Origin of the sequence: Erwinia sorbitola (genome assembly GCF_009738185.1) — a bacterium.
GTDB classification, from domain to species: domain Bacteria; phylum Pseudomonadota; class Gammaproteobacteria; order Enterobacterales; family Enterobacteriaceae; genus Erwinia; species Erwinia sorbitola.
This window is the reverse complement of the sequence record NZ_CP046509.1, coordinates 4,657,802-4,678,805: the sequence shown is the minus strand read 5'-3', so window position 1 is coordinate 4,678,805 and position 21,004 is coordinate 4,657,802. Positions and strand designations below refer to the sequence as shown.

The 21,004-nt window shown below is 51.7% G+C and carries 19 protein-coding genes and 1 pseudogene; 3 read left to right on the top strand and 17 right to left on the bottom strand.

Features of this window, described 5'->3' with window-relative positions; all coding sequences use genetic code 11:
* Positions 1-137: 137 nt before the first annotated feature.
* On the top strand, positions 138-518 hold the full coding sequence (locus tag GN242_RS21245; protein WP_156288160.1) for a T6SS amidase immunity protein Tai4 family protein: 381 nt from the start codon (positions 138-140) through the stop codon (positions 516-518).
* A gap of 85 nt (positions 519-603) precedes the next feature.
* Here GN242_RS21245 and GN242_RS21240 read toward each other — a convergent pair whose 3' ends face one another.
* The 12 genes from GN242_RS21240 to mioC all read right to left on the bottom strand — a co-directional run bounded on the left by GN242_RS21240 (position 604) and on the right by mioC (position 11,966).
* The gene (locus tag GN242_RS21240) at positions 604-1,023 is read right to left on the bottom strand and encodes a F0F1 ATP synthase subunit epsilon (protein WP_154753238.1); all 420 of its coding nucleotides are present in this window, start codon (positions 1,021-1,023) and stop codon (positions 604-606) included.
* A 147-nt stretch (positions 1,024-1,170) separates the two neighbouring features.
* Positions 1,171-2,553: a F0F1 ATP synthase subunit beta gene (gene atpD, locus GN242_RS21235; RefSeq protein WP_154753237.1), complete on the bottom strand. Its 1,383-nt coding sequence runs from the start codon at positions 2,551-2,553 to the stop codon at positions 1,171-1,173.
* 35 nt (positions 2,554-2,588) lie between these two features.
* Positions 2,589-3,458, bottom strand: coding sequence for a F0F1 ATP synthase subunit gamma (atpG, locus tag GN242_RS21230; RefSeq protein WP_154753236.1), 870 nt, complete (start codon positions 3,456-3,458; stop codon positions 2,589-2,591).
* A gap of 54 nt (positions 3,459-3,512) precedes the next feature.
* Positions 3,513-5,054 (bottom strand): F0F1 ATP synthase subunit alpha, encoded by a 1,542-nt coding sequence (atpA, locus tag GN242_RS21225; protein WP_154753235.1) that lies wholly within the window; start codon positions 5,052-5,054, stop codon positions 3,513-3,515.
* A gap of 14 nt (positions 5,055-5,068) precedes the next feature.
* Positions 5,069-5,602 carry a F0F1 ATP synthase subunit delta gene (atpH, locus tag GN242_RS21220; RefSeq protein ID WP_154753234.1) on the bottom strand — a complete coding sequence of 178 codons (534 nt, stop codon included), beginning with the start codon at positions 5,600-5,602 and terminating at the stop codon, positions 5,069-5,071.
* Positions 5,603-5,613: 11 nt separating this feature from the next.
* Complete coding sequence (gene atpF, locus GN242_RS21215) at positions 5,614-6,084, bottom strand: F0F1 ATP synthase subunit B (RefSeq protein WP_156288159.1); 471 nt, start codon at positions 6,082-6,084, stop codon at positions 5,614-5,616.
* A 100-nt stretch (positions 6,085-6,184) separates the two neighbouring features.
* The gene (gene atpE / locus GN242_RS21210; RefSeq protein WP_003849523.1) at positions 6,185-6,424 is read right to left on the bottom strand and encodes a F0F1 ATP synthase subunit C; all 240 of its coding nucleotides are present in this window, start codon (positions 6,422-6,424) and stop codon (positions 6,185-6,187) included.
* Positions 6,425-6,474: 50 nt separating this feature from the next.
* Complete coding sequence (gene atpB / locus GN242_RS21205; protein WP_154753233.1) at positions 6,475-7,290, bottom strand: F0F1 ATP synthase subunit A; 816 nt, start codon at positions 7,288-7,290, stop codon at positions 6,475-6,477.
* An 8-nt stretch (positions 7,291-7,298) separates the two neighbouring features.
* Positions 7,299-7,679 carry a F0F1 ATP synthase subunit I gene (gene atpI / locus GN242_RS21200; protein WP_154753232.1) on the bottom strand — a complete coding sequence of 127 codons (381 nt, stop codon included), beginning with the start codon at positions 7,677-7,679 and terminating at the stop codon, positions 7,299-7,301.
* 826 nt (positions 7,680-8,505) lie between these two features.
* The gene (gene rsmG / locus GN242_RS21195) at positions 8,506-9,126 is read right to left on the bottom strand and encodes a 16S rRNA (guanine(527)-N(7))-methyltransferase RsmG (RefSeq protein ID WP_156288158.1); all 621 of its coding nucleotides are present in this window, start codon (positions 9,124-9,126) and stop codon (positions 8,506-8,508) included.
* 44 nt (positions 9,127-9,170) lie between these two features.
* Positions 9,171-11,060: a tRNA uridine-5-carboxymethylaminomethyl(34) synthesis enzyme MnmG gene (mnmG, locus tag GN242_RS21190; RefSeq protein WP_154753231.1), complete on the bottom strand. Its 1,890-nt coding sequence runs from the start codon at positions 11,058-11,060 to the stop codon at positions 9,171-9,173.
* 465 nt (positions 11,061-11,525) lie between these two features.
* Positions 11,526-11,966 (bottom strand): FMN-binding protein MioC, encoded by a 441-nt coding sequence (gene mioC, locus GN242_RS21185; RefSeq protein ID WP_154753230.1) that lies wholly within the window; start codon positions 11,964-11,966, stop codon positions 11,526-11,528.
* 443 nt (positions 11,967-12,409) lie between these two features.
* Between mioC and GN242_RS21180 the strand changes: the two genes are divergently transcribed.
* A complete protein-coding gene (locus tag GN242_RS21180) occupies positions 12,410-12,727 on the top strand; it encodes a DUF2645 family protein (protein WP_231617172.1) in 318 nt (105 codons plus the stop codon).
* 62 nt (positions 12,728-12,789) lie between these two features.
* Here the strand turns inward: GN242_RS21180 and tssD are convergent.
* From tssD to ravA, 5 genes and pseudogenes are all read right to left on the bottom strand, one after another.
* Positions 12,790-12,951 (bottom strand): annotated as a pseudogene (gene tssD / locus GN242_RS21175) (type VI secretion system tube protein TssD); the annotation flags it as partial.
* Positions 12,952-13,058: 107 nt separating this feature from the next.
* Positions 13,059-13,520, bottom strand: coding sequence for a transcriptional regulator AsnC (asnC, locus tag GN242_RS21170; RefSeq protein WP_154753228.1), 462 nt, complete (start codon positions 13,518-13,520; stop codon positions 13,059-13,061).
* Positions 13,521-13,645: 125 nt separating this feature from the next.
* A complete protein-coding gene (gene ovoA, locus GN242_RS21165) occupies positions 13,646-15,784 on the bottom strand; it encodes a 5-histidylcysteine sulfoxide synthase (RefSeq protein ID WP_156288155.1) in 2,139 nt (712 codons plus the stop codon).
* Positions 15,785-15,869: 85 nt separating this feature from the next.
* On the bottom strand, positions 15,870-17,330 hold the full coding sequence (gene viaA / locus GN242_RS21160; protein ID WP_156288154.1) for an ATPase RavA stimulator ViaA: 1,461 nt from the start codon (positions 17,328-17,330) through the stop codon (positions 15,870-15,872).
* Positions 17,327-18,820, bottom strand: coding sequence for an ATPase RavA (gene ravA / locus GN242_RS21155; protein ID WP_154753227.1), 1,494 nt, complete (start codon positions 18,818-18,820; stop codon positions 17,327-17,329). Before ravA ends, viaA begins: the two co-directional genes overlap by 4 nt.
* A 259-nt stretch (positions 18,821-19,079) precedes the next feature.
* Between ravA and kup the strand changes: the two genes are divergently transcribed.
* Positions 19,080-20,948: a low affinity potassium transporter Kup gene (gene kup / locus GN242_RS21150; RefSeq protein WP_154753226.1), complete on the top strand. Its 1,869-nt coding sequence runs from the start codon at positions 19,080-19,082 to the stop codon at positions 20,946-20,948.
* The last annotated feature ends 56 nt before the right edge of the window (positions 20,949-21,004 follow it).

The window sequence follows — 21,004 nt, the reverse complement described above, 5'->3', positions numbered from 1 at the left end:
AGCTATGCCACTGGTTTATGGCTTATTTCAGACGGCGAATAAAGAAAGGACTCGCAACCACTCTGCTGAATAAGGCGTTAAGTATATTTAGCAAGTGTTTATCGTACTGAGTTTTATGGAAAGGACTACATAAGATTATGAATTATAAAACAATTACACTGATACTTTTACTCTCTGTCCCTGCTATTGCAAAAGATCGCAACGACACTGTAATGCAGGATAATAACTTGGAAAATTTTGCATTGAGCATATGTCTGGCAAAAGGCTTTACTGACAGCGCTGTTAAAGAATACGCATTTTCTGCCTCAGGCGCTTATGTTGAGCAAGGATCCTATCCTGCGGAAGCATATGAAGAAGCTGATGAGCTGGCAAAAAAATTTCTCGCGAAAAAGTATCATAGTAAAGAGGGTACCTCAGAACTTATCGTAATGAAGTGCATTGATTTATCGCGAAGCAATGAGTTGCAGGAAATTAAGAATAAATACGAACATTTAGCGGTAGAAACAGCGCTACCTTAATCGCAGACAGACCATCACCTTATGAAGTACAGGCAAAAAAAAGCCGATCAGTTTCCTGATCGGCTTTTTACTGTTTAAACCTGAATTACATCGCTTTTTTGGTTAACTCGATCACGCGCAGTTTGGCGATCGCTTTAGCCAGTTCCGCAGACGCCATCGCGAAGTCCACATCACCGTGAGAGCTGTTCATATGCTCTTCGGCTTTGCGTTTCGCTTCCAGCGCGCGAGCTTCATCAAGATCGCTGCCGCGGATCGCTGTGTCAGCCAGCACGGTAACCGCGCCAGGCTGCACTTCCAACAGGCCGCCGGAGAGGTAAATGACCTCTTCGTCACCGTGCTGTTTAACGATGCGAATCATACCAGGCTTAATGGCGGTCAGAAGCGGGGCGTGGTTTGGGCGAATACCCAGCTCACCTTCGCTACCTGATACCTGGATGCTCTGTACAGTGCCTGTGAACATTTGCAGTTCTGCGCTGACAACGTCCAGGTGAAATGTCATAGCCATTGTTAATCTCCTGGGAAACTTTCCCCGTCATACTTCAAACTACACCTTCAATAGCGGCTCTGATCCCCCGAATCACTTACTGCTGTAAGCTCATCGGGGTCACTCGCCTGCCACCTTGCTGTAACCCGAAATATTTAGGGGAGACAGTTACAGTTTCTTCGCTTTTTCCACGGCTTCTTCGATGGAACCAACCATGTAGAAAGCCTGCTCTGGCATATGGTCGAATTCGCCTTCCATGATGCCTTTAAAGCCACGGATGGTATCTTTCAGAGACACGTATTTACCCGGAGAACCGGTGAATACTTCTGCCACGAAGAACGGCTGGGACAGGAAGCGCTGCATCTTACGAGAGCGTGCTACCACCAGTTTGTCTTCTTCTGACAGTTCGTCCATACCCAGGATGGCGATGATGTCTTTCAGTTCCTGATAACGCTGCAACAGTGACTGAACGCCACGCGCAGTGTCATAGTGCTCCTGACCAACAACCAGTGGATCCAGCTGACGGCTGGTAGAGTCCAGTGGGTCAACCGCCGGGTAGATACCCAGGGAAGCGATCTGACGGCTCAGTACCACGGTTGCATCTAAGTGAGCAAAGGTGGTGGCTGGTGATGGGTCAGTCAAGTCATCCGCTGGTACGTAAACGGCCTGTACGGAGGTGATTGAACCAGTCTTGGTAGAGGTGATACGTTCCTGAAGAACACCCATCTCTTCCGCCAGCGTTGGCTGATAACCTACCGCAGAAGGCATACGACCCAGCAGTGCTGATACTTCAGTACCGGCCAGGGTGTAACGGTAGATGTTATCGATGAACAGCAGAACGTCACGACCTTCGTCACGGAACTTTTCAGCCATAGTCAGGCCAGTCAGCGCTACGCGCAGACGGTTTCCTGGTGGCTCGTTCATCTGACCATAGACCAGAGAAACTTTATCGATAACGTTAGAGTCGGTCATTTCGTGGTAGAAGTCGTTACCCTCACGAGTACGCTCACCCACGCCAGCAAATACCGAGAAACCTGAGTGTTCTGCCGCGATGTTACGGATCAGTTCCATCATGTTTACGGTTTTACCCACACCCGCACCACCGAACAGACCGACTTTACCGCCCTTAGCGAACGGACACATCAGGTCGATAACCTTGATGCCGGTTTCCAGCAGTTCCTGCGAGTTAGACTGATCTTCGTATGAAGGTGCTGCGCGGTGAATCGCCCAGCGCTCTTCTTCGCCGATGTCGCCTTTCATATCGATTGGCTCACCCAGCACGTTCATGATACGGCCAAGTGTTGCAACACCAACTGGTACTTCAATCGGGTGCTCAAGGTCAACCGTTTCCAGGCCGCGCTTCAGGCCGTCGGAAGAACCCATAGCGATGGTACGAACCACGCCACCGCCCAGCTGCTGCTGAACTTCCAGCACCAGACGAACATCACCATTTTTAACCTCAAGGGCGCTGTACACTTGTGGTACTGCGTCCTGAGGGAATTCGACGTCAACTACGGCGCCGATTACCTGGACAATCTTTCCAGTAGCCATCTTGAATCCTCTACCTAAATTCTGCGTATACCTGGTTAAACCGCGGAGGCCCCACCGACAATCTCGGTAAGTTCCTGGGTGATGCTGGCCTGACGAGCTTTGTTGTATACCAACTGAAGCTCTTTGATCAGGTTTCCGCCGTTATCGGTCGCGGCTTTCATCGCCACCATTCGCGCGGCCTGCTCGCTGGCCAGGTTTTCAACAACACCCTGGTAAACCTGAGACTCGACGTAGCGACGCAGTAATGTATCCAGCAGCGCTTTCGGATCGGGTTCATACAGATAGTCCCAGGTACTCTTCTTCACAACGCCTTCCGCATCATCTGCTGGCGGTAACGGCAGCAGCTGTACGATCTGTGGAGACTGAGACATGGTGTTGATAAATTTGTTACTGACAACAAACAGCTTATCGATACGGCCTTCATCGTATGCTTGCAGCATCACTTTGACAGGGCCAATCAGGTCAGACAGAGAAGGCTTATCACCCATACCGTTAACCTGGGCAACCACGTTGCCACCGACTGAGCTGAAGAATGACAGACCTTTAGATCCGATAATGGCGAGATCGCTCTCAACACCTTTCTCAGACCAGGCCTTCATATCTGCCAGCACTTTTTTGAACAGGTTAATGTTCAAACCACCACAAAGCCCGCGGTCGGTAGATACGACCAGATAGCCAACGCGTTTAACGTCACGATCTTCCAGGTATGGGTGCTTATATTCCAGATTACCTAACGCAATGTGACCAATCACTTTGCGCATGGTCTCTGCATAAGGACGGCTGGCCGCCATGCGTTCTTGCGATTTACGCATTTTGGAGGCGGCGACCATTTCCATCGCTTTGGTGATCTTCTGCGTGTTTTGCACGCTGCCGATCTTACTACGTATCTCTTTTGCGCCGGCCATAAGCTTCTCCTCAAAGCCTTGCGGCCTGCCCCCTAAAGGACAAGCCGCCAGACATTACCAGGACTGGGTTGCTTTAAACGTTTCGAGGATGCCTTTCAGCTTCTCTTCGATTTCGCCGTTATAGTTACCAGACTGGTTGATATCAGCCATCAGCTCTGCATGATCGCGATCTGCGTAAGCAAGCAGTGCCGCTTCGAAGCTAACGATTTTCGCCAGTTCGACATCATTCAGGAAGCCGCGCTCGGCTGCAAACAGCACCAGACCCTGCTGCGCTACGGACATCGGCGCATACTGTTTCTGTTTCAGCAGCTCGGTCACTTTCTGACCGTGGCTCAACTGTTTGCGGGTTGCTTCATCCAGATCGGATGCGAACTGAGAGAACGCAGCCAGTTCACGATACTGTGCCAGAGCGGTACGGATACCACCGGACAGTTTCTTGATGATCTTGGTCTGAGCAGCACCACCAACACGAGATACAGAGATACCCGGGTTAACTGCCGGACGAATACCGGAGTTGAACAGGTTAGTTTCCAGGAAGATCTGACCATCGGTAATCGAGATTACGTTGGTTGGAACGAACGCAGAAACGTCACCCGCCTGGGTTTCGATGATTGGCAGAGCGGTCAGTGAACCGGTTTTACCTTTAACTTCACCATTGGTGAAACGCTCAACATAGTCGGCGCTCACACGGGAAGCACGCTCCAGCAGACGGGAGTGGAGGTAGAACACGTCGCCTGGGAAGGCTTCACGACCTGGTGGACGGCGAAGCAGCAGAGAAACCTGACGGTAAGCAACAGCCTGTTTAGACAGGTCATCATATACGATCAGCGCATCTTCACCGCGGTCACGGAAATATTCGCCCATGGCGCAACCGGCATACGGAGCCAGGTATTGCAGTGCAGCAGATTCTGAGGCAGTTGCCACAACAACGATGGTGTTAGCCAGCGCATTGTGTTCTTCCAGCTTGCGTACCACGTTAGCGATGGTAGAGGCTTTCTGGCCGATAGCAACGTACACACATTTGATGCCAGAGTCGCGCTGGTTGATGATTGCATCGATCGCCATCGCGGTTTTACCGGTCTGACGGTCACCGATGATCAGCTCACGCTGGCCACGGCCGATTGGAATCATTGCATCGACAGATTTGTAACCGGTCTGAACAGGCTGGTCAACGGACTGACGATCGATAACGCCTGGTGCAATCACTTCGATCGGAGAGAAACCGTCGTTGTCGATTGCGCCTTTACCGTCGATTGGTGCACCCAGGGTGTTCACCACGCGGCCCAGCAGGCCACGGCCAACAGGCACTTCCAGAATACGGCCAGTACACTTAACTTTCATGCCTTCGGCAAGGTCAGCGTATGGGCCCATCACTACTGCACCAACAGAGTCGCGCTCCAGGTTCAGTGCGATTGCGTAACGGCTGCCCGGCAGGGCAATCATTTCACCCTGCATCACATCGGCCAGGCCGTGTACGCGGATGATGCCGTCACTTACAGAAACGATAGTACCTTCGTTGTGAGCTTCGCTCACTACATTGAACTGAGCAATGCGCTGCTTGATCAGTTCGCTGATTTCGGTGGAATTCAGTTGCATATGCTCCAGTCCCCTTAAGACTGCAAGACGTCTGCGAGGCGTTCAAGACGACCGCGTACGCTGCCGTCAATGACCATATCACCCGCTCGGATGATTACGCCCGCCATTACAGACTTATCAATTTTGCAATTCAGCTTAACTTTGCGTGACAGACGTTTTTCCATCGCGGCGCTGATTTTAGTCAGCTGTTCATCACTCAATGTTATGGAAGAGATAACTTCAACCTCGACGGTCGCATCATGTGCGGCACGCAGTTGGATGAACTGTTCCAGAACAGCGGCAAGCGCTGGTAAACGTCCGTTTTCAGCCATCACCTTAATCAGGTTCTGGCCGGCTTCGTCGAGTTGATCACCACAAATTGCGATGAATGTTTCAGACAATGCTTCCGGCGCGAGAGCGCCGGAAAGTAAATCTGTCATCTGTTCATTGCTTGCCACCGAGGCGGCAAACGCCAGCATCTGCTGCCAGCTATCGACACTTTGATGCTCAACCGCAAAGTCAAAAGCGGCTTTGGCGTAGGGGCGAGCTACGGTAGTAAATTCAGACATCAGCCCCTCCCTTACAGTTCAGCGACCAGTTTATCTACGATGTCGCTGTTAGCAGCTTCATCCACGGAACGTTCAATGATTTTCTCGGCGCCGGCAACAGCCAGCATCGCGACCTGCTTGCGCAACTCTTCACGTGCACGCTTGCGCTCGGCGTCAATTTCAGCCAGCGCCTGGGCGACGATCTTGTTACGTTCCTGCTCAGCCTCAGCTTTAACTTCGTCCAGGATCTGAGCGCGGCGTTTGTTCGCCTGCTCGATGATTACCTGAGCGTCTTCTTTCGCTTTTTTCAACTGATCGGTCGCATTAGACTGCGCGAGATCCAAATCTTTCTTGGCACGTTCAGCGGAAGCAAGGCCTTCGGCAACTTCTTTCTGGCGCTTTTCGATAGCAGCCATAAGCGGCGGCCATACGTACTTCATGCAGAACGCTACAAACAGGATGAACGCGATAGCCTGGCCGAGGATTGTTGCGTTAATGTTCACAGCACAATGCCTCTTGTTAAGTTAACGTTTTCTGCCGCTGTCATTACAGCGGCAGAAGCCGTTCATCGCCGTACTCACGTACAGAGATGAACAAACGGTTTTACGCGACAGCAAACATCACGTACAGACCCAGACCAACAGCGATCATCGGGATTGCATCCACCAGACCCATTACAACAAAGAACTGCGTACGCAGCAGAGGAATCAGATCCGGTTGGCGTGCGGCGCCTTCCAGGAATTTGCCTCCGAGGATGCCGATACCGATCGCAGCACCGATTGCCGCCAGGCCCATCATCACAGCGGCAGCCATGTACAGCAGATCCATATTCAGGTTTTCCATGACAGTCTCCAGTTTGTTTCAGTTAAAACGCAGTAGTGTTGAGAAAAAAATCAATGTTCTTCAGATGCCATCGACAGATAGACAATCGTTAAGACCATGAAAATGAAAGCCTGCAACGAAATGATCAGGATGTGGAAAATGGCCCAAGGCACATTCAGAATCCACTGTGACCACCACGGCAACAGACCGGCAATCAGGATAAAAATCAATTCCCCCGCATACATGTTTCCGAACAGTCGCAGACCCAGAGATACTGGTTTGGACAGCAGACTCACACCTTCCAGAATCAGGTTGATCGGAATGAACACAGGGTGGTTGAAGGGTTGCAATGTCAGCTCTTTAGTAAAGCCGCCAATGCCTTTCATCTTGATGCTGTAGAACAGAATCAAAATAAATACGCCAAGGGCCATCGACAGCGTAACGTTCACGTCTGCTGAAGGCACCACACGCAACGCTGGCAGGCCAAGATAATGCTCACCGATATACGGCAGCAAATCGATAGGCAGCAGGTCCATGAAGTTCATCAGGAACACCCAGACGAAAATCGTCAGGGCCAGTGGAGCGATTAGTTTGCTTTTACCGTGGTACATGTCGCGTACGTTGTCGTCAACGAAACCAACAACTAACTCAACAGCGGCCTGTAATTTACCCGGCACGCCGCTGGTCGCTGATTTCGCCACTTTGCGAAACAGCACCAGGAACACCAGTCCCAGCACCACAGAGAAAAACATGGAGTCGATATTTAATACCCAGAACGACGATGCGTCGTGCGGATTCACTAGCTCGAAGGTACGCAGATCAAGCTGAAGGTTATTCAGATGATGACCTATGTATTCTTGCGGCGTAGAGATTTCTCCTGCAGCCATGATGCCTCTTACCCTTTGTTGTTAATTACAGCCGGTGCGACGATTTGCACAATCAGCACCGATAACCAGGCCAGTCCCAGCGGTGTAAACACCGCCTTAAACACTCCCAGCGCCACGATAATCACGAGGATCGTCACGAGAACCTTCAGCGCTTCACCTAGCGCAAAAGTCCAGGCAAGGCGTCCCGTTACTTCATGCCCAGCCTGGTGGCGCCAGGCAAAAATCATAAACAACACGTTCGGCAGCCAGGCTGCCAGCCCGCCGGCAAGGGCGGACGCGCCCCAGGTCAGATCTTTTAAGGAAAACAGCGCACCGATTAAGACAAAGGTCACCAACTGCAACATCAGTATGGTTCGGGCAAATTTAACTCTGTAAAGGGACACTGACATGACGCTGAAACTCTCCTGCCCCAATAGGGGTATGTCGCGTGTCGTATAAAACTGCCTTTGCTCTTGTGAGTCAAGCAGCAAAAACCGTGCAAATTATACGGGGCGCACCTGTGATTTCAATCGATAAGTAGAGAAAAGGTGAACAATTATTTAAATTTCTTTCCAGAAACCAATTTTCCAAAACCAATCACAACTGCTGCTTATCAAGTTTTTTCTGCAATGCCTGCCAATCATTGCTTACAAAGCGTGCGTAAGATCACAAATTAGCAATGTAATACTAAACATCCTGCCAGAACCATGAATGATTCCATGTAGAAAAAATCGAACAAAAGCCTTAAAATCAAAGAGATACAATAATAACTTGTAAAAACATCCGGTTATCGCGATTAAAAGGTCTTATTGACATCCGTAGCAAATATTTAACATCTCTAAGGCAGTTACTCACGCCAACTTATTAGGAAAATATATTTTCGGATGTGACTATAATCTTCCTAAAACAGCGTCAATAATATGACGGAACTGATAACCAAATGTGAAGTAATGGTTAAATGTAACAGACATTTTCAGATAATTTCCGTCGGCTGATTTAACCTGATGGTAACAGCTCCGTCCAGGCAAATTTTCCACGGGGCATCCTAACATCAGCACGTTTTGGATACCCATACTTAAAGTGCGTCATCATGAACAGCAAGAAATTCATATAATTTCAGTGGGTAATCACCTCTGAAATAGCAGATTTACTTGCTAAAAAGAGCAGTAATTGAGCTTAAAAAACCCAATCAGTGCTGATAAACAGGCTGGCAGGCTATTTTATGATGCTCCTGCATCATACTGCCGGAGCAATAATCACCAGATGGCGCTCGCCTTCAAGCTGCGGAACAATCAGTGGGATAACTTTCTCTACCGTAAAGCCCACAGGTAACACCGCGATCTCATCCTCTGGCATTACCCCTTTTAAAGCATAAAAGCGGCCCTGCTGACCAGGCAGATGATGGCACCAGTCCACCATATCCGTCAGTGAAGCAAATGCACGGCTGATTACGCCATCAAAAGGCGGTTCGGCGGGGAAGTCTTCTACCCTGCTCTGTACCGGAGCGATATTCTCCAGCTTCAGCTCATGCTGCACCTGCTTAAGAAAGCGTACACGCTTGCCAAGGCTGTCCAGCAGTGTGAAATGAGCCTGAGGTCTGACAATCGCCAGTGGAATACCCGGCAGCCCCGGCCCGGTACCAACATCAATAAAACGCTCTCCTTTCAGATGAGGTTCCACAACGATGCTGTCGAGAATATGGCGTACCAGCATCTGCTCAGGATCACGCACTGAGGTGAGGTTGTAAGCCTTGTTCCATTTATGCAGCATTGAGACATAGCCGACCAGCTGCTGTTTCTGCTGATCGGACAGGGAAATACCGGCTCTTTCAAGCAGTGCGGAGAGTTTGTTTATCACGAAGAAGTCCTGTAGGGGTGGGCATGCCCACCCCGTATTTCAGGTCAGGCGCTTTTGCGCAGCAGGCCCTGTTTTTTAAGATAAATAAGTAAAATGGAGATGGCTGCCGGTGTAATACCTGAAATGCGCGACGCCTGACCAATTGATCCTGGCTTGTGATCGTTGAGCTTCGCGATCACTTCATTGGAGAGGCCGCTCACCTGACGATAATCCAGATCTACTGGCAGCAGGGTGCTCTCATTGCGCAGCTGGCGGTCAATCTCTTCCTGCTGGCGGACAATATAGCCTTCGTATTTCACCTGAATCTCAACCTGTTCAGCAGCCTGCGGATCGGCCAGGGCCGGGCCGAAGCTGCTCAGGGTCATCAGGTTCTGGTAAGTCATTTCCGGGCGGCGCAGCAGATCTTCACCGCTGGCTTCTTTTGTCAGCCCGGCACTCAGCAGCGTATTCACCTCTGCGACACACTCTGATTTTGGATGCACCCAGATATCACGCAGGCGCTGACGTTCAAGCTCAATGCTTTCCAGCTTCTCGTTGAAGCGTGCCCAGCGAGCATCATCCACCAGACCCAGCTCGCGACCGGCAGCGGTCAGGCGCAGATCGGCATTGTCTTCACGCAGCATCAGACGATATTCCGCACGGGAGGTAAACATGCGGTACGGCTCTTTGGTGCCGAGAGTGCAGAGATCGTCAACCAGTACGCCGAGGTAGGCCTGATCGCGACGCGGTGCCCAGCACTCTTTCTCAGCGGAGAGGCGCCCTGCATTCAGTCCAGCCAGCAGACCCTGCGCGGCAGCTTCTTCATAGCCGGTGGTGCCGTTGATCTGTCCCGCAAAGAACAGGCCATTGATATATTTGCTTTCCAGCGTAGGTTTCAGATCGCGGGGATCGAAGAAATCGTACTCAATTGCATAGCCAGGGCGGACAATTTTGGCATTTTCCATTCCCTGCATTGAACGAACGATCTGCATCTGAACATCAAACGGCAGGCTGGTGGAGATGCCGTTCGGGTAGATCTCGTTGCTGGTCAGTCCTTCCGGTTCCAGGAAGATCTGGTGTGCATTACGATCGGCAAAGCGCATTACTTTGTCTTCGATCGATGGGCAGTAACGTGGTCCTATCCCTTCAATCACTCCCGCATACATTGGACTGCGATCGAGGTTATTGCGGATCACATCATGGGTTTTCTCGTTGGTGTAGGTGATGTAACACGGCACCTGTTGCGGATGCTGGCTGACATTGCCCATAAACGAGAACACCGGCATTGGTGTGTCACCGTGCTGTGGTGCCAGTACGCTGAAATCAATGGTTCTGGCATCGATACGTGGAGGTGTTCCGGTTTTAAGTCGGCCTACACGCAGAGGCAGTTCACGCAGACGATGTGATAACGAGATGGAGGGAGGATCCCCGGCACGGCCACCGCTGTAGTTATCCATACCGATGTGGATTTTACCATCGAGGAAGGTACCAACGGTCAGAACAACGGCTTTAGCACGAAACTTCAGGCCCATCTGGGTGACAGCACCCACGACACGATCGTTTTCGACAATCAGATCCTCAACCGCCTGTTGGAAGATCATCAGGTTAGGCTGGTTCTCCAGTGCAGTACGAACTGCCTGACGATAGAGTACGCGATCGGCCTGTGCACGAGTAGCCCGTACCGCTGGCCCTTTGCTGGCGTTTAGTATCCTAAACTGAATGCCTGCCTGGTCAATGGCATGCGCCATCAGCCCGCCCAGTGCGTCCACTTCTTTAACCAGATGTCCTTTTCCGATACCGCCGATTGCCGGGTTGCAGGACATCTGCCCCAGTGTGTCGATGTTATGGGTTAATAACAGGGTTTGTTGACCCATACGGGCAGCGGCCATCGCGGCTTCCGTTCCCGCATGACCACCACCAATCACGATGACGTCAAAAGGATCTGGATAAAACATGGTACTGCACCTCGCGGTTTGTGCGAATTAAGAGAGTGTTGCTGAGGGCGTGGATTCTACTCAACTTTAGACGATGGCGAAAGCACCGGGATCTTCGTGTATTAAAAAGAAGATCTTTTTTATTTAGAGATCTCTTTATTAGATCTTCTATTAGGATCGACGATCTCTGTGGATAAGCCTGTTTTGCTGTTAACGATCAAAGCATTAGTGACGATCATTAGCTGTTAATGATCGGTGATCCTGATCCGTATAAGCTGGGATCAAAATGGCATGTTATGCACAGGCTCCGGGAGGGTACCAAGTTGTTCTTGGGATAAACACCGGTTATCAGACGGTATTGAGCATAGTTATCCACAGTTGATCGCCTCAAAAACAAACAAAAAAGAGCAATATTTACAAAACTTCGGATCGTAAAAGCTCTTTTTGGTGGGATCGACACCTCGATCGCAGGCCGATCCCCGTCATTCAGATCAGTTCTTTCCAGCTTTCTACCCAAACACCGGCAGGATCCTCGGGAATTTCATGTTGCAGCACATCGATATCCAGACGATCGCCAATACGTTGTGCTCCAAGAGAACTCAGCAGGGTATCGAACTGCTCGATGGCGCCACAGAAAAGATCGTATTCACGGTTGCCAAGACCCACTGCTCCGTAGCGCAGGTTGCTCAGATCTGGCTGCTGTTCCTTTATAGCTTCAAACAGCGGCTGGATATTGTCTGGCAGCTCTCCGGCTCCGTGAGTTGAACTCACCACAATCCAGATACCTTCCAGCTTCAGCTCTTCCAGCTCCGGCCCGTGCAGAACCTCGGTGGTATGCCCGGCCTCTTCCAGCTTCTCAGCAAGATGATCGGCTACATATTCTGCGCTGCCTAAGGTGCTGCCACTGATTAAGGTAATGTCGGCCATGATGGGATCTCTTTATGATAATGGCGGGCATTGTACTCTGTGATCATCAAGTGATCTACCTGTGCATAAGTAGGGTTATTTATCAGATTCTTTTGGCGGCAGCACTGCTGGTGGCGCATGGTGCATGATGATCGTCAAAACAGAGTGTGTGGATAAATTTATGCACCGGATAGCAAGCTAGATCCACCAGCTTCTTCTTCAGCTGCTAAATATTGACATTAGTAATTGTGTGGTTTTATATCCCTTCGGCACAGGGTGTGCGACAGACAGTTTATTTTGGCAGCTGCGTGCTACAACCGCGGTATTCAGCGTGCCAGAACGGATATTGTAAATTCACTTTCCGTTCATGAAGGTAAACCCGAATATGAGTACTCCTCTTACGGTCGGGATATACTGAAGAAAAAAATAAGTATAAGGGAAATATCAGGGGTGCGAGAGTGAAAATGTATCTACCATTAATTAAAGCACTTATTCCATATTATTATATTTTCTGTCTGGTAATGATTGGGATGGGTGGGCTACCAGATTATCTCGAACATATTGACGGGATTGAGATAAAAAACATATGCGAACTTCAACGCGCATTTATCAGTGATGATGTACGCGATACTACCGGGCCAATAACTTTGATGATGATAAGCCCCTTTCTCTATCTGGTGGCAAGATATAAATTTAAATCATGGCTGGCCAATATCGCTTTAATCGGGCTGTGTGCTTACTGGCTGTGGTCTTTCTACATTCAATATGCCCTCTGCATGTAGTTATCCATAAAAAAACTGCCGGAATATCTCCGGCAGGTCAGGGCTGATAAACTCTGTCATCCCAGATGCCGTAACCTGCTAATTTCAGTTTCGAGTGAGAGCACCATGATCTGATCTTCATGTCCTGCCTGGAACCTGTTACCTGTTGAGACATAGGTTGAACAACCTGCTGAAATCAAACCCTGTTTTTTTCCTTTAATGGATGCATAAATTAAGTTAGCCATTAATAAAATCCTTTTCATCCGATTTCTGTATCAAAAATTTAAATAGCTTTTAGCTCTGATAGCGGCAGGAATAAGTACGTTAGCGATTTTATTATTTCAACTCAGGGCTAAGGGGTTATTGTCCGCATAATCGGGTTCTGCAAGGAGATCAGCGTTTCGGTGGATTGGATTTCATCAATGGTCTGGATCTTGTTGATCAGTACCTGTTGCAGAGCATCGATCGACCGGCACATCACTTTGATAAAGATACTGTAGTGCCCGGTGGTGTAATACGCTTCCACCACTTCATCCAGCGCTTCGAGGCGGGCGAGGGCTGAAGGGTAATCTTTGGCGCTTTTCAGGATAATGCCGATAAAGCAGCAGACATCGTAACCCAGCATCTTGGGGTCGATCTCTACCCGCGTTCCTTTAATTATGCCTGCCTGTTTCATCTTCTCCACGCGCACATGGATGGTGCCGGGGCTGACGTTAAACTGTTTGGCCAGCTCGGCATAGGCGGTGCGGGCATTGTCCATCAGCGCATTGAGAATGGCGCGATCGAGATTATCGGGCTGCATGGTTTCGGGCATGATGACTCCGTAATTGAAATTTGTTCAATTGAATGCGTATTAATGTGCGGGATCGTGAAAGGAATGGCAATCAGAGTGAGGATATGACAGCGGACACCGCAAGGTGCCCGCTAATAAAGATTTAACTAACGCTTACGCCACAGAGTCAGCTGTGCGACGGTATGCTGATACTTGCGTGCAGTTTCCCTGATAACAAACTGCACATCCTGCGCTGGGGAAATTTCCTCGAAATCATCAGCCAGCAGACGCTGTAATGCCTGCAAAGTCGAAAGGGCTTCGCCGTTTTCGCGTATGCCACCCAGCCAGTTCTCCTTAGGCGTGAACTCCTCCAGCCAGGTATAAGGAGAGGAGAGCATAAGTACACCGCCAGGACGGATCATGCGGGTAATGTCATGCAGGAAGCGCAGCGGCTGGCGCAGGCGGTCAATCAGGTTCGAGGCCAGCACCAGGTCGTACGGCTGTGTTTGTGGTTTCAGGTTACAGGCATCTCCCTGCATAAACTGAATGCGGCTGGCCTGCTCAGGGCCGAGGTCAATATCCTTCAGCCGTATCTGACGGTATTCCACCAGATCCCCCTCTTCCTGGGTGACATAGCGGAACTCGTCGCCGCTGGCGAGTTGGAGTGCCACATCGATAAAGCGGGCAGAGTAGTCCATACCCACCACCTGCTCAAAATGGCGCGCCAGTTCAAAGCTGGCCCGGCCCGTGGCACAGCCTATATCCAGCGCCCTCTGGCGATGTTCTGTGACCTCACAGGCGATCTCAACCAGCGTTTTCGCATAGTTAGCTACGCCGAAATATTCCGGGCCGTACTGGAAGTCGAGATACTGCGACACCATGCTGTCGGTTTCATACGGATTAGCAGCGGTGCTTTCCTGATGATCGGAGACCACATAGCGGAAACCGGCGTGCTGGAAGAAATGGCGGCGGAAGGCGTAGCGTGCCGATTTCAGCGCCTCATTTCCGGTAGAGATCCAGCTGCCGCCTTTGATTAGCGTATGTTTGCCATCAAAAGTGGGGGTAGAGAAGTCATCATATAAAGGATGGACGCGAAAACCTTCAAAGCCCGCAATCGGCGTGGTGGTCCACTGCCAGACGTTGCCGATCAGATCGTAAAATTCGCCCTGCGCAAAACGATCCACCGGGCAGGAGGAGGCCCACCAGGCGAGGTTAATATTGCCCGGCGTTTCCTCCCAGTCGGGCTGATCGCCCGCCACCTGTTCACGCAGCAGCATCCATTCACATTCAGCGGGAAGCTGCACTGATTGCCCGGTAACTTCAGCTTTCCAGCGGCAGAACGCCGCCGCTTCCAGCTGATTCACTTCTGCTGGCCAGTCCCAGGGCATGGTTACTTCTTCTGCCATCAGACGCAGTTTCAGCTCTTCGGGGCGCCTGCTGCTGCCCACCCAGAAGGTTGGCTGCGAGGCTGCGGCGAATTCACGCCAGCCCCAGCCTTCATCATCCCACCAGCGCCGGGTCTGATAGCCTCCCGCAGCAACAAATTCAAAGAATTCAGCATTGCTGACCAGCATTTGACTCGCTTCAAAGGCCTGTACATCGCTGGTACGGCTGCCGTATTCATTATCCCAGCCGTAGGTATCATCGGTTTTACCCTGGATTACCTGCCCGGCAGCTACCTGAATCATGCTGTTATGCGGCACCGTGAGGCGATCGTGACGCGCCTCCTGGCATACCGGCCAGTGCTGCTGTGGTTTTACCCATGCCAGCGGCAGCTGACGGATCAGTACGCTGGAGGTCTCCAGATGGATACGCTCATGTTCAATGCCCATCAGCACAACCCAGGCCGGGCTGTCCCAGCTAATGGGCAGCGTCAGGGGCATGCTTCGGATAAGCTGTTCAACCTGTGCGCGAACTTTGCCGCGATAGTCACGCAGTTCGGCAACGGAGGGCCAGGCGTAATGGCTGTTATCGAGATCGTCCCAGCTCATCTCATCGACGCCTATCGCCATCATCGCTTCGATTTTATCGTCAGTGCGGCTGTCGATCAGACGCGCAGCCATCAGCTTATTGATATAGAAGGTGGCGGTGTGACCGTAATAGAAGATTAACGGATGGCGCAGCGATATCGCTTTGGTGTTCCAGGCCCTGTCGTCCGCCAGGCAGTCAAACAGGCTTTCATATAGCTCCCACGTCTGGCGGAAGTAGCTGAGTAGCTGCTGGCGATGTTGTTCAGGGTTATTGCCGCTTAACAGCAGCGTATGAGTTGGCGCAGGTAATCCTGTCTGGTGTTGTTGCGAAGTCACGTGATGCTCCCGTCATGCCATATGGCTAAAGCCTGTACATCACTATAGCAAATAAGCTTTGCTGACTAATTGTAAAGGCGTGGCATCAGCGTTTCCAGCGGCGCAGAAGGCGGCTTTTTAGCCCGGTATCGAAACGCCAGATATGGTCAAAGATACGCATAATTCCGGGTTTTCCATGATCGGACATGGCAACGGCATGAAAACGCTGTAGCTGCTGACTTTGATGGTTGCGTACGCGTTTGATTAGCGCGTCAGGCAGGCGCTGGGCGATAAAATCTGAAATAATTACGGCGTCAGCATCCTGCCACTGCGGGCCGGAAAGCTTCAGCAATACCGCGTCAAGGCAGGCGGCAAGATCGGTGCCCCCGCGAAAACGCTGGCTGAGAAAACGGATCGCCTGGCTGATACCGTCTCCGGCGGTCAGTTCATAGCCCACCACTTCATGGGCAAACAGCATAATGTAGCAGCGGCGGTTATTTGTCAGCGCTACTTTAAGCAGGGCGAGGCAGAAGGCTTTAGCACAGCGCTCGTTGAAGCCGCCCATTGAGCCAGAGGTATCCACACAGATGATAAACGGGCCGCGCGGTTGTTCATCATGATGCTGATGGGTTACCGGGCGCAGAGTGACTTTATCGCGCCAGTTTTCCCCCTGCAGTCGGTAGGTAAGCAGCCGTTTTTCCACCAGCCGCCGATAAAACTCCATCTCCAGTTCGCTGATGCCCAGCGTCGCCAGTTCCGGTGGCAGCAGGCGCAGAATATCGTCACTTTGATGCAGTCCGTTCACCTCTTCCGGCACGCTTTCCGGTTCGCGCACCAGCTGGTGGAAGGTTTCCGGCGGAGCATCGTCTGATAACACCGCTTTGGCTTCGCGGCTGCGGCCAAGCTGTTCCGCCAGTTTCAGCAGTTCCGGCTGGCTGGCAAGAAAATCACCGTACTGAACAATCAGCTGATAGTCGCCGCGCTGTATTGAGCTGCGCGTCAGATCCCACAGTCTGCCAGCGGCGGCTTCATCGTTATCGGCCAGTACCGGTGCAAGCTGACCGCTCATGGCCAGGCGCTGTTGCAGCTCGGCCAAAAGTTTGTCGCGCTCCTGATCGAGCAACTGCTGATTAAGAGTGAGGGTTTGCAGCGTCAGACTTAGCCGCCATCGCTGTAAAAAAAGAGTCTGTTGAGCGTTGGTGAGCGCGAGTGCATCGTTATGGGCGACCAGATTGCGCGCTTGTTCAGCGAACGGCGAGTGGTGCTGCTCCAGCCATGTCAGTAATTCCGCTAACTGAGCGCTGAAATCATGCTGACTCAGCGTCTGGCTTTGCTGGAAGCGGCTGAACTCTGCCGCCAGATCCTCCGGCACCGGAGTTGATTTTAGCTGCTGCAAAATCCCGGCCTTCCAGCCAGGAAGATCGCGCGTCAGGGCATTTTTCATGCGCGGAAACTTTTCAAAAAAAAGAGCCAGCTGCGGTGATGCCAGCAACGTGATAACCAGTTCTTCAATCAGCTCATTTTCACTGACCGCCAGGAACATACTTAGCGTATCAAGTGAGATCACTGACGTGCTCGCTTGAGCTGTTCCGCCACCTGTTGCAGGCTATCTTCCACGCGTGCCAGCCAGTCATCGCTGATAAACAGGCAGCGGTGATGCTGGCTGAACAGCGTACGCTGTGCACGTAGCTGGGTATCAAGCTCATCCAGCGCCAGCGAAATCTCTTCCGGCAGCCCTTTCTGCAGTTTACCCGGCAGCATCAGACGGCTGGGTTGCAGGCTGACATCCCGTAGCGTCAGGCAGTCGTGGTTGTCTACGTGTAAATCCAGCGTCTGTGCAAAACCTATGCCGTTGAGTTTGCCCCGCACTTCGCCGCCTTTTTGCAGCCAGTGATGCAAGGCTTCCCGGGCCAGAATGATATGGGTAACCTGCATATCGTGCAGGGTAAGGGGTTTTTGTAGCATCAACGTCAATGCATCGGCTGCCAGTGTTTCCGGTAGTTCAAAGTGCGGTTTGCGGCTGAACATACCACCGTGTTTCTCCAGGCGAATCGCCTGTTCAACGCTCTCCTGCTGCTGAAGCGCCAGCCGGCGCGCGTTAATTTGCTGCAATTTAAACAGCATCGGCTGCTGCTGCCAGGCATGCTGGGTGATCAGATTATCAAGTTCGCGATCCAGCATCTTCATTGATGCAACATCGTGCCACAGGCAATCTTTCAACAGGATCAGATCAACAGGAGCAATGGAGTTACGCCCGCTGTAGAACGCGCTGGCCTGCAACAGATGAATGGCTTTTTTCCAGCGGCGATCGGAGATATAAGGCGCATCTGGTTGATTCTCCAGCTGCTGGCGTAGCTGGAAAATCAGCTCAAATACATCATCGGGCAGGCTGACTTTACTGATACCCTGCTGCCATTCCAGGTACTCTTCATCGGTGATGCAGAGTGAATCGGAAACCGGATTTTGATTTTCGTCCTGCTGGTGGGTCAGCAGACTGCGGAAGTTCTGTTTTTCATGCACGTTGTCCAGCCACAGGCGGATTAGCATACGGTCGTAGAGCGCTTCCAGCCCGCTGTCGGCTTCCGGCAGCTCATTCGAAGCGGTTACCAGCAGGCGCATGGGAATTTTGTCTTCGCTGTCGCCGTTACGAAAACGGCGTTCATTTATCGCAGTCAGCAGGGTATTCAGAATAGCTGGCCCGGCTTTCCAGATTTCGTCGAGAAACACGATCTCCGCGTCAGGCAGGTAGCCTTTTGTCAGACGCTGGTAGCGCCCTTCGTCTTTTAAGGCCTGAATAGAGAGAGGGCCGAAGACCTCTTCCGGGGTAGAGAAACGCGTCATCAGGTATTCAAAGGCGCGGGAGTGCTGGAAAGCAAACTTGAGTCGTCGGGCGATCAGGCTTTTGGCAATGCCCGGCGGGCCGAGTAAAAAGACACTTTCACCGCACAGGGCGGCGAGCAGGCACAGGCGAATCGCATGATGGCGCTCGTAAAGTCCTTTCTCTAATGCATTGCTGAGGCGGGCGATGCGTTCCGCCAGTAATTGAGAGTGGGCCATAATCAAACATCCATCCTTTTTCTACGGTCAGGCCTGCTGGGTAGCTGGCGAGCGCAAACACTACTGGCTATGATGCTTGAAAGAGTTGATAGCAGTCAGCTTTTTTATTATCAAAGGGTGACACTGACCATTGATGTTGTCATTTAACCAGTAATTAAGGATAGGCATTCATGCTTAATCATGCATACTGTGCGCGTTTTGACGAGCAGCTGAGTCGTGCGCAATCCCGCGTCAGTCCACCGCAACAAAAGACAAGTCTATGAGTTCTGAAAAGAAGCAGTCCCTGGGGGCCGTTACGCTGGCAGCGATTGGCGTGGTTTATGGTGATATAGGTACCAGCCCGCTGTATACCTTGCGTGAATGCCTTTCGGGGCAGTTTGGTTTTGGCGTTGAACGCGATGCAGTATTTGGATTTTTGTCGCTGATTTTTTGGCTGCTGTTGCTCACTGTATCGCTGAAATATATCAGTTATGTGATGCGTGCCGACAATGCCGGTGAAGGCGGGATATTGACGCTGATGTCACTGGCGGGCCGCAATACCGGCGCGCGCTCCACCGCTGTGCTGGTGATTATGGGCCTGATAGGTGGCAGTTTCTTCTACGGTGAAGTGGTCATCACCCCGGCGGTATCGGTGCTATCGGCCATTGAGGGCCTGGAGATCGCCGCGCCGAACCTTGACCGTTATATCGTTCCGCTGGCGATCGGCGTACTGACACTGCTGTTTGTGATTCAGAAACACGGTACCGGAATGGTTGGCAAACTGTTTGCTCCGGTAATGCTGCTGTGGTTTTTAGTTCTGGCGGTACTGGGCGCGCGCGGTATTATCAGCAATCCTGACGTGCTGCACGCGATGAATCCTTACTGGGCGGTGCATTTCTTCGTCGAGTACAAAATGGTCTCCTTCTTTGCATTGGGCGCTGTGGTTCTGGCGATTACCGGCGTTGAGGCGTTGTATGCAGATATGGGCCACTTTGGAAAATACCCGATTCGCCTTGCCTGGTTTATTGTGGTGCTGCCGTCGCTGGTGCTGAACTATTTTGGTCAGGGCGCGCTGCTGCTGAAAAATCCGGAAGCAATCAAAAACCCCTTCTTCCTGTTAGCCCCTGACTGGGCTCTGATCCCGATGTTGATTCTGGCAACGCTGGCAACAGTTATCGCTTCGCAGGCGGTGATTTCAGGTGTCTTCTCCCTGACGCGCCAGGCTGTTCGTCTCGGCTATTTGCCACCAATGCGCATTGTTTACACCTCGGAAGAGGAGTCAGGTCAGATCTACATCCCGGTGATTAACTGGATGCTGTTTGTGGCGGTGGTAATAGTGATTGTTGGCTTTGAGCATTCGAGTAATCTGGCTGCGGCTTATGGCATCGCGGTGACCGGTACGATGGTACTGACCGCTATTCTGTGCAGCATCGTGGCGATTAAAAACTGGCACTGGAACCGTTATCTGGTTATCACGCTGCTGGTGGGTATGCTCTGTATTGATGTCTCCCTGTTCTCAGCGAACCTGGTGAAAGTGTTTGCCGGAGGCTGGCTGCCGCTGTCGCTGGCGCTGATAATGTTTGTGGTGATGACGACCTGGAAAAGCGAGCGTTTCCGTCTGCTGCGCCGGATGCATGAGCACGGTAACTCGCTGGAGGCGATGATTGCCTCACTGGAGAAATCCCCACCGGTACGCGTGCCGGGTACGGCGGTTTATATGTCCCGCGCCCTGAACGTGATCCCGTTTGCCATGCTGCATAACCTGAAGCACAACAAGGTGCTGCATGAACGCGTGGTGCTGCTGACGCTGCGCACCGAAGATGCGCCTTATGTACATAACGTGAAGCGTGTGACCATCGAGCAGCTTTCGCCCACCTTCTGGCGCGTGGTGGCCAGCTACGGCTGGCGTGAAACGCCAAACGTGGAGGAAATTTTCCACCGCTGCGGTCTGGAAGGGTTGAACTGCCGCATGATGGAAACTTCGTTCTTTATGTCCCATGAGTCGCTGATTATCGGCAAACGTCCGTGGTATCTGCGACTGCGCGGTAAGCTGTTCCTGGCATTGCAGCGTAATGCACTGCGGGCGCCCGATCAGTTTAAAATTCCGCCTAACCGTGTGATTGAGCTGGGTACTCAGGTCGAGATTTGACAGGGTCGGGCATGCCCGACCCCTACGAAATCACGTAGGGGCGAGGCATGCCTCGC

Excerpts from the sequence above, each read along its gene's own strand:
- GN242_RS21245 (WP_156288160.1), top strand. The coding sequence starts at position 138 with ATGAATTATAAAACAATTACACTGATACTTTTACTCTCTGTCCCTGCT.
- GN242_RS21240 (WP_154753238.1), bottom strand. The coding sequence starts at position 1,023 with ATGGCTATGACATTTCACCTGGACGTTGTCAGCGCAGAACTGCAAATG.
- atpD (WP_154753237.1), bottom strand. The coding sequence starts at position 2,553 with ATGGCTACTGGAAAGATTGTCCAGGTAATCGGCGCCGTAGTTGACGTC.
- atpG (WP_154753236.1), bottom strand. The coding sequence starts at position 3,458 with ATGGCCGGCGCAAAAGAGATACGTAGTAAGATCGGCAGCGTGCAAAAC.
- atpA (WP_154753235.1), bottom strand. The coding sequence starts at position 5,054 with ATGCAACTGAATTCCACCGAAATCAGCGAACTGATCAAGCAGCGCATT.
- atpH (WP_154753234.1), bottom strand. The coding sequence starts at position 5,602 with ATGTCTGAATTTACTACCGTAGCTCGCCCCTACGCCAAAGCCGCTTTT.
- atpE (WP_003849523.1), bottom strand. The coding sequence starts at position 6,424 with ATGGAAAACCTGAATATGGATCTGCTGTACATGGCTGCCGCTGTGATG.
- atpB (WP_154753233.1), bottom strand. The coding sequence starts at position 7,290 with ATGGCTGCAGGAGAAATCTCTACGCCGCAAGAATACATAGGTCATCAT.
- atpI (WP_154753232.1), bottom strand. The coding sequence starts at position 7,679 with ATGTCAGTGTCCCTTTACAGAGTTAAATTTGCCCGAACCATACTGATG.
- mnmG (WP_154753231.1), bottom strand. The coding sequence starts at position 11,060 with ATGTTTTATCCAGATCCTTTTGACGTCATCGTGATTGGTGGTGGTCAT.
- mioC (WP_154753230.1), bottom strand. The coding sequence starts at position 11,966 with ATGGCCGACATTACCTTAATCAGTGGCAGCACCTTAGGCAGCGCAGAA.
- GN242_RS21180 (WP_231617172.1), top strand. The coding sequence starts at position 12,410 with ATGTATCTACCATTAATTAAAGCACTTATTCCATATTATTATATTTTC.
- asnC (WP_154753228.1), bottom strand. The coding sequence starts at position 13,520 with ATGCCCGAAACCATGCAGCCCGATAATCTCGATCGCGCCATTCTCAAT.
- ravA (WP_154753227.1), bottom strand. The coding sequence starts at position 18,820 with ATGGCCCACTCTCAATTACTGGCGGAACGCATCGCCCGCCTCAGCAAT.
- kup (WP_154753226.1), top strand. The coding sequence starts at position 19,080 with ATGAGTTCTGAAAAGAAGCAGTCCCTGGGGGCCGTTACGCTGGCAGCG.